An 8,522-nucleotide genomic window follows, 5' to 3' on the forward strand; every position below is an offset into this window, starting at 1 on the left:
GTGCCCGCTGCGCAGCGCCGGCGGTGACCGTCGAGGAACGCGTCAACGACACCAATTTCTGCCGATCCCCGTCACGCAGTGCCAACGGCGCAATTCGCATGCATGATTGTCCCCAACCTGCACCGTAGAACTATTTCAGACACGGCGCACTAGTTGGGCGAGGAAGTCCCGGCTCGTGGCATCGTCTCATTGGGTGCGGTCCGGCGCACCGGTGACCACGCAGCGGGTGCGGCTGTAGATGGTGGGCATGCACAGGTTGCAATGTGTGCACGCCGAACGCACCCGCTGCCCTTCGGCGGCGATCCGATTGACCAGGTCGGGCTCGGCCAGCAGCGCGCGGGCCATGGCGACAAAGTCGAATCCCTCGGCCATCGCCAGGTCCATGGTCTCCCGGTTGGTGATTCCGCCCAGCAAGATCAGTGGCATCGACAACTCGGCGCGAAAAAGCCGGGCATCGCGCAGCAGATAGGCATCGCGGTAGGGGTACTCGCGAAAGAACTTGTGGCCGGTCATCCGGATGCCCCAGCGCAGCGGCGGCTTGAAGGCTCCGGCGAATTCCTTGACCGGCGCGTCGCCGCGGAACAGGTACATGGGGTTGACCAGCGAACTGCCGGCGGTGAGTTCCAGCGCGTCCAGGCCGCCGTCGTCCTGCAGCCACTTCGCCGTGGTCAGCGCTTCCTCGGTCGTGATGCCGCCGCGGATGCCGTCGGCCATGTTGAGCTTGGCGGTCACCGCGATCTGCTGCTGCACGGCGTGACGAACGGCCAGCACCAATCCGCGGGCGACCTTGGCCCGGTTCTCCAGCGACCCGCCGAACTCGTCGTCGCGCCGGTTGATCAGCGGGGACAGAAACGAGCTCGCCAGGTAGTTGTGGCCCAGATGGATCTCGACGGCGTCGAAGCCGGCGTCGACGGCCAGGCGGGCGGCGTCGGCGTGCGCGGCCAGCGCGTCGTCGATGTCCTCGCGGGTCGCCTTTTTGGCGAACCGCATGGCAATCGGGTTGAAAAACCGCACGGGCGCCAGGGCGGCCGCCTTGTTGGATCGGGCGTCGGCTACCGGTCCTGCGTGACCAATCTGGGCGCTGACCGCCGCGCCCTCGGCGTGTACGGCATCGGTGAGCCGGCGCAGCCCCGGCACCGCCTCCGGGCGCATCCACATCCCGTCGCCGCTGGTGCGGCCGCCGGGGGAGACTGCGCAATAGGCGACCGTCGTCATGCCGACCCCGCCCGCGGCCGGCAGCCGGTGATATTCGATCAGGTCGTCGGTCACCAGCGCGTCGGGTGTGCGTGCCTCGAAGGTTGCGGCCTTGATGACGCGGTTACGCAGCGTCAGCGGACCCAGCTTGGCCGGGCCGAGCACGTCGGGGGCATCGGGCATGTCAGGAGCGTACGCGGCGGACGTGCCAGACTGTCTGCCGTGGGCGCAATCATGCTGGACGGCAAAGCCACCCGAGACGAGATCTTTGTGGACTTGAAGCGGCGCGTAGCGGCTCTGACCGCTTCCGGGTCCGCGTCGGGCCGCACGCCCGGTTTGGGCACCATCCTGGTAGGTGAAGACCCCGGCTCGCAGGCCTACGTGCGAGGCAAGCACGCCGACTGCGCCAAGGTCGGCATCACCTCGATTCGCCGCGACCTGCCTGCCGACATCGGCGCCGCCACCCTCAACGAGACCATCGACGAACTGAACGCCAACCCCGACTGCACGGGCTACATCGTGCAGCTTCCGCTGCCCAAACATCTGGACGAGAACGCGGCGCTGGAGCGCGTCGACCCGGGCAAGGACGCCGACGGGCTGCACCCGACCAACCTGGGCCGGCTGGTGCTCAACACCCCGGCGCCGCTGCCTTGTACGCCGCGCGGCATCGTGCACCTGCTGCGGCGCTACGAAGTCGAGCTGGCCGGGGCGCACGTGGTGGTCATCGGCCGCGGCGTGACGGTCGGCCGCCCGCTGGGCCTGTTGCTCACCCGCCGCTCCGAGAACGCCACCGTGACGTTGTGCCACACCGGAACTCGCGACCTGGCGGCCTTGACCAGGCAAGCCGATATCATCGTCGCGGCCGTCGGGGTGCCGCACATGCTGACCGCGGACATGGTGCGCCGCGGCGCCGCGGTCGTCGACGTCGGAGTCAGCCGCACCGACGACGGGCTGGTCGGCGATGTACACCCCGACGTGTGGGAGGTCGCCGGTCACGTGTCGCCGAATCCGGGTGGCGTTGGGCCGCTGACCCGGGCGTTCCTGCTGACCAACGTCGTCGAGCTGGCCGAACAACAATGACGGCGCGGGCCATCCTGGCGCACACGTTTCGCGCGCAGTGGCCGATCCTGCTCGTGGGGCTGATTTTCGTGATGGCGTTCGTGCTGGCCGGCGCGAACTTCTGGCGCCGTGGTGCGCTGCTGATCGGGATCGGTGTGGGGGTGGCAGCCGTCCTGCGGCTGGTGTTGTCCGACGAGCTGGCCGGCCTGCTGGTGGTGCGCAGCAAGGGAACAGACTTCGTCACCATGACGGTGGTGGGGGCCGCGATGGTCTATATCGCGTCAACGATCGACCCGCTGGGCACGGGCTAAGCCTTAAAACTGGCCCAAAACTGGCCTAAAACTGGCCTAAAGCCCGGGAATCCCCGGTATCTGCGGCAAGCCCGGCAGGTTGCCGGTCGCCACGTCCGTCATCGCCTGCGGGCAATACGTCGAAATGGCGATGCTGGTGAAAATTTCTGCCATCGGCTTGGGCATGCCCGTGCCCGCGGCGACAACGGTCGCTACTGCCGAGTTGAACGTCCCGCGCGGGCGGGACAGTGTCGAGCACACGGAGTGGCCCAAATCCACGGCACTCGCCGGGTCGCCGTAGTTCACGCCGGCGTCGTTGAGCGCGCCGATGAAAGCGTCGTCGATCGTGCCGGCCTCAGCCGGTGCCGCCAGTGCGGCGGCCGCGGTGAGCAGGACTGCCGATCCCGCCAACAAACGAATCGTGAGTGGCTGATGGCGCCATGTTTTCATGTCAGCTCCCGTTCATATCGGAGCGCACCAGGCCGTTCGGGCACACTCAGGCTTCCCTAGGAACCTTGGTGTACGGCCGTCACGTTTCGAACACGACCGCGTAAAGGTTTACCGTCGACTGCCGGCACGGGCTCAACGACACGATCGCGTCACACTGTGCCACGACACGTCGCACCCCGGCCGGTTTCACCGTGATGCTGATTGACAATGCGGCCCATGATTTCTCGGCAAGCGTTCCTTCGCGGCGCGGTGGGGGCGCTGGCGACATCGGCGGTATTCGGGCACGTGCGGGCGGCCGCGGATCCGTCCACCGGTTGGACCGCTCTGGCCTCCTCGATCGGTGGCCGGGTGCTGCTGCCGGACAGCGGCGGCTCGTTCACGTCGGGCAAGCAGGTTTTCAACTCGCTTTACAACGGCTCGAACCCGGCGGCGGTGGTCACGGTCACCTCGCAAGCCGACGTCGAGAAGGCGGTCGGGTTCGCGGCCGCCAACAAGCTCAAGATCGCCCCGCGCGGCGGCGGGCATTCCTACATCGGCGCCTCGGCCGCGGCCGGCGCCATGGTGATCGATCTGCGCGGCCTGACCGGCGGCGTGAATTTCGACAGCGCCACCGGAAACGTCACGATGCCGGCCGCGACCGATCTGTATGCGGTGCAGCAGGCGTTGGCCGGCGCCGGCCGTGCGATTCCCGCCGGCAGCTGCCCGACCGTTGGTGTGGGCGGCTTGACCCTCGGCGGTGGAATGGGTGCCGATTCCCGCCACGCCGGCCTGACCTGTGACGCGCTGCGATCGGCGACGGTGGTGTTGCCCAGCGGGGAAACGGTCACCGCATCCGCCGACGATCATCCCGACCTGTTCTGGGCGTTGCGGGGCGGCGGGGGCGGCAACTTCGGGGTGACGACGTCGATGACGTTTGCGACCTTCCCGACCGCCGACTCCGATGTGGTGCGCGTTGACTTCGCCCCGTCGTCGGCGGCCCAGGTGCTGACCGGCTGGCAGACCTGGCTGGCGGCAGCCGACCGCAACACCTGGGGTCTGGTCGACATGTCGGTCAGCGCGTCGCAAGCCAATTGCCATGTGCTGGCCACATGCCCGGCGGGATCCGGGCCCGCGGTGGCCGACGCGATCAAATCCGCAGTCGGCGTTCAACCCACCGGCGTCGAGCACAAGACGCTGAGTCATATGGATCTGGTGATGTATCTGGCCGGCGGCAGCTCGACGAGTTCACCGCGGGCCTTCGTGGCCGGGTCCGACGTCATCGGCACAGTGAATTCTGCTGCGGCACAGGCCATTGTCGCGGCGCTGGGAAAGTGGCCGCCGGCCTCGGGACGCGCGTCGGTGATCGTGGACACGCTCAGTGGCGCGGTGGGTGACGTCGATCCGAGCGGCTCGGCATTTCCGTGGCGACGGCAGTCCGCTGTCGCGCAGTGGTACGTCGAGACACCCGGCAGCGGCCAGGTTGCCGCTGCCAACAAGTGGATAGGCGCTGCACATCAAGCGGTACAACAATTTTCGGTCGGGGCTTACGTCAATTATCTGGAACCCAACACCGCGCCGGCGCGGTACTTCGGCCCGAACCTATCGCGGCTGACCGAGATCCGGCAGCGTTACGACCCCGGCCGGTCGATGTATTCGGGACTCAGCTTCTAGGCATTTGTCAAACCAGTTGCGCAACGGCGGTTTCAGCTCACGTTAGTGGTCACGGCGGGCGCCGCCGACGCACGCGGTGTGGTTGGTTCGCCCGGAATCGCTAGTGCCGCTACATAGCGGTGTGACACGAGCGCTATTGTGCCCCAGCGCCTTACGGCGCAGGTATTTGCGACCAGCCAGAGAGCGGCTGACCATGGGGCGATGCATGAGAGCGCTATCACCGGCGATAGCGCAGTCGCGGCTGATATGCAGGACACCTCGATGACGCGGTGTGGCCACTGTGACTCGCGTGGTCTGGGTGCGGTCACGCCAGCGTCCTTGGAACACCGGCGGGAAGGCCCAAACCCTGCACTTGGGCTGGCTCGGCTCGACTCCGGCGCACGGCGAGCGGGGAGTCGATGTTGAGTGGGTTGTTCTGGGCTGCGTCCGTTCTCCGGACGGCCTGTCTACTCGTCCCCTATCGTTTAGCTGTGCGTGAGAACTCAATTCCCGCAGTGCTGCAGGAACGTGCCAGTTCGCGGCCTAACGAGACAGCTTTCACGTTTGTCGACTACGAGCAGGGCGGGGCGGGCGTTGCGGAAAGCCTGACGTGGTCGCAGCTGTACCGGCGGACGCGCAACGTCGCACAAGAGCTCAACGCCCGCGGGTCGACCGGCGACCGGGCCGTGATACTTGCGCCGCAAGGACTGGAATACGTCCTGGCGTTCTTGGGCGCACTGCAGGCCGGTCAGATAGCGGTTCCGCTGTCGATGCCGCTGGGTGGCGCCAGCGATGAGCGGGTCAGCGCGGTCCTGCGCGACGCGTCGCCGTCGACGATTCTGACGACATCGGCTGTCGCCGGCACCATCGCCGAGTGCGTCAGGTCCGAAGCCGGCGACCGCGGCGCGCCGTCACTGATCGAAGTTGACGTGCTGGACCTGGACTCCCGGACCGCGCCCGGCGCCGAAGCCCCGAACCTGCCAGACGTCGCCTATTTGCAGTACACCTCGGGGTCTACCCGCACGCCGGCGGGAGTTGAGATCTCGCACAAGAACATTCACGTCAACGTCGAGCAAATTTTGTCCAGCTTGTATCGGGAGCGCGGCGAGGTCGCTCCGCCGGACACCACCGTCGTGTCGTGGCTGCCGTTCTTTCACGACATGGGTTTGGTCCTGGGAATTGCGATCCCGATTCTGGGCGGATTTGCGGGCGTGCTGACCAGCCCGGCAGCGTTCCTGCAACGACCGGCGCGGTGGATGCAATTGACGGCAAGCAACAGCTCCGTATTCACCGGCGGGCCCAACATTGCTTTCGAATTGGCGGCTGCAAAAACATCAGATGACGACATGGCCGGGCTTGACCTCGGGGACGTGCGCAACGTTGTCAGTGGTGCCGAGCGCGTGCAACCCGCGACGCTGCGGCGCTTCGCCAAGCGATTCGCCGCGTTCAATCTCGACCCCAGGGTGTTGCGGCCCTCGTATGGGCTTGCGGAGGCCACGGTGTACGTGGCGAGCCGCGAAAGCGATCAACCACCGCTAGCGGTCAATTTCGAATCCGAGGAACTGACCGCCGGCCGCGCGAAGCGGTGCGCTAGCGGCGAAGGTACACCGCTGGTCAGCTACGGTATGCCGCGCTCGCCGATGGTACGCATCGTCGACCCGGAGACCGGTATTGAGTGTCCCGAGGGAACGGTCGGGGAGATCTGGGCACATGGTGACAACGTCTCGACGGGCTATTGGCAGAAGCCGCAAGAGACGGAGCGGACCTTCGGTGCAACCCTGGTCGCACCGTCGGCTGGAACGCCCGAGGGGCCTTGGCTGAGGACCGGAGATCTGGGCGTCGTCTCCGAGGGCGAGCTGTTCATCATCGGCCGCATCAAGGATCTGCTGATCGTTTACGGCCGCAACCACTCTCCCGACGACATCGAGGCGACGATCCAGGAGATCACCGGAGGCCGTTGTGTGGCGATCGCCGTTCCCGACGACGACGGCGTCGAAAAGCTAGTCACCATAGTCGAATTCAAGTCGCGCGGCGACTCCGACGAGGCGATGCACCTGATGAGTGTCGTCAGGCGGGAGATCACCTCCAGGATTTCGAAGTCGCAGGGTCTGAGTGTGGCGGATCTCGTTCTGGTTCCGCCTCATTCGATTCCGCTGACCACGAGCGGTAAGGTCCGGCGACGGGATTGCCTACACCTCTACCTCCGCGATGAGTTCACCCGGCTGGACGGGCAGACCCGCCGGCCAGAAAAGCGCGTAGCCCAGGACAGCGCCACGAGCGCCGCGGCCGACATGACGTTGGCACAACGCCTGCGCACGCTGCGCCGCCAGCAAGACGAACTGCTACTCGGGATGGTGTGCTCGCAAGCGGCAACCGTCCTGGGCTATCCCAGCCCAGAGGACATCGACCCCGAGTGCGCGTTTCAGGACCTGGGGTTCGACTCGGTGAAAGCCACCGAATTGCTCGACCGCCTCAATACCGTCACCGAGCTGGAATTGCCACCCACCCTGGCTTTCGACTACCCCACCCCGGCCGTGTTGGCTGCCCACCTGGGCCAGCTGCTGAGCGGGTCGGTTGCGGCGGCTGCGCCGGTGCGGCCGCAGGTGGCGACGAATGAGCCGGTAGCAGTGGTGGGGATGGCCTGCCGGTTCCCCGGGGGCGCGGATTCGGCGGCGGCGCTGTGGGATCTGGTGGCCGGCGGCGCCGAGGCGGTGGGGGAGTTTCCGACCGATCGCGGCTGGGATCTGACGGATTTGTTCGATCCTGATCCCGATGCGGTGGGCAAGACCTACACGCGTGCCGGGGCGTTTCTGGCCGACGCGAGCGGGTTTGACGCCGAGTTTTTCGGGATTTCGGCACGGGAGGCGCAAACCATGGATCCCCAGCAGCGGCTGCTGCTGGAGGTGTGCTGGGAAGCGTTGGAAACCAGCCGAATTGACCCGGCCGCGTTGGTCGGTTCGGAGACCGGGGTGTTCGTCGGAGCCTGGTCGCAGCAGTACGGCGGGGACGGTTCCGATGGCGCGGAGGGATACGCCATGACCGGGACGTCCACCAGTGTGGCTTCCGGGCGTGTCGCCTACGCGCTGGGTTTGCAGGGCCCGGCTATCACCGTGGACACGGCATGTTCGTCGTCGTTGGTGGCCGCGCATCTGGCGTGCCAGTCGCTGCGCAACGGGGAGTGCGGTCTGGCCCTGGCCGGTGGTGTCACCGTGATGACCACGCCGGCGGTGTTCACCGAATTCTCCCGGCAGCGCGGGTTAGCTGCCGACGGGCGTTGTAAAGCGTTTGCGGCCGCTGCCGACGGCACCGGCTGGGGCGAAGGGGCCGCGGTCCTGGTGCTGGAACGGCTCGGCGACGCGCACCGCAACAACCACCCGGTGCTGGCGGTCATCGCGGGATCGGCGATCAACCAGGACGGTGCCTCCAACGGACTGACCGCCCCCAACGGGCCCGCGCAGCAGCGCGTCATCACCCAGGCCGTGGCCAACGCCGGCATCGGGCTCGACGAGGTCGACGTCGTCGAGGCCCACGGCACCGGCACCACGCTGGGCGACCCGATCGAGGCCGGCGCCCTGATCGCCACCTACGGTGCCGCGCGCGGGCCGGAGCACCCACTGTGGTTGGGATCGATCAAATCCAACATCGGTCACACCCAGGCCGCCGCCGGTGTCGCCGGAATGATCAAAATGATCGCCGCCCTCAACCATGAGACGCTGCCGGTGACCCGCAACGTCGATCGCCCCAGCCCGCACATCGACTGGTCGGCTGGCACTGTTCGGCTACTCACCGAGGCCGTGCCGTGGCCGCTCGCCGACCATCCCCGCACCGCGGCGGTGTCCTCGTTCGGGATCAGCGGCACCAACGCCCATCTGATCCTGCGGCAAGCCCCCACCCCGCCGG

The 8,522-nt window shown here is 67.1% G+C and carries 6 protein-coding genes; 4 read left to right on the plus strand and 2 right to left on the minus strand.

Features of this window, described 5'->3' with window-relative positions; translation table 11 throughout:
• Positions 1-186: 186 nt before the first annotated feature.
• Complete coding sequence (locus tag EET13_RS05845) at positions 187-1,377, minus strand: NADH:flavin oxidoreductase (protein WP_122441404.1); 1,191 nt, start codon at positions 1,375-1,377, stop codon at positions 187-189.
• Positions 1,378-1,416: 39 nt separating this feature from the next.
• On the opposite strand from EET13_RS05845, the gene EET13_RS05850 reads away from it, so the two are divergent.
• Positions 1,417-2,274, plus strand: a complete 858-nt coding sequence (locus EET13_RS05850; protein ID WP_122441405.1) for a bifunctional methylenetetrahydrofolate dehydrogenase/methenyltetrahydrofolate cyclohydrolase — start codon at positions 1,417-1,419, stop codon at positions 2,272-2,274.
• Positions 2,271-2,564, plus strand: a complete 294-nt coding sequence (locus EET13_RS05855; protein WP_122441406.1) for a DUF3017 domain-containing protein — start codon at positions 2,271-2,273, stop codon at positions 2,562-2,564. The genes EET13_RS05850 and EET13_RS05855 overlap by 4 nt, the downstream gene beginning before the upstream one ends.
• 36 nt (positions 2,565-2,600) lie before the next feature.
• On the opposite strand, the gene EET13_RS05860 is transcribed toward EET13_RS05855, so the two are convergent.
• Positions 2,601-2,993 carry a DUF732 domain-containing protein gene (locus EET13_RS05860; RefSeq protein ID WP_122441407.1) on the minus strand — a complete coding sequence of 131 codons (393 nt, stop codon included), beginning with the start codon at positions 2,991-2,993 and terminating at the stop codon, positions 2,601-2,603.
• Positions 2,994-3,200: 207 nt separating this feature from the next.
• Between EET13_RS05860 and EET13_RS05865 the strand changes: the two genes are divergently transcribed.
• Together EET13_RS05865 and EET13_RS05870 are read left to right on the plus strand one after the other, a co-directional pair.
• On the plus strand, positions 3,201-4,643 hold the full coding sequence (locus EET13_RS05865; RefSeq protein WP_122441408.1) for an FAD-dependent oxidoreductase: 1,443 nt from the start codon (positions 3,201-3,203) through the stop codon (positions 4,641-4,643).
• 470 nt (positions 4,644-5,113) lie between these two features.
• The coding region (locus tag EET13_RS05870) for a fatty-acid--AMP ligase (RefSeq protein WP_244603786.1) at positions 5,114-8,522 on the plus strand (3,409 nt) is incomplete at its 3' end.

It is taken from the genome of Mycobacterium attenuatum, from assembly GCF_900566085.1.
Taxonomy (GTDB): domain Bacteria; phylum Actinomycetota; class Actinomycetes; order Mycobacteriales; family Mycobacteriaceae; genus Mycobacterium; species Mycobacterium attenuatum.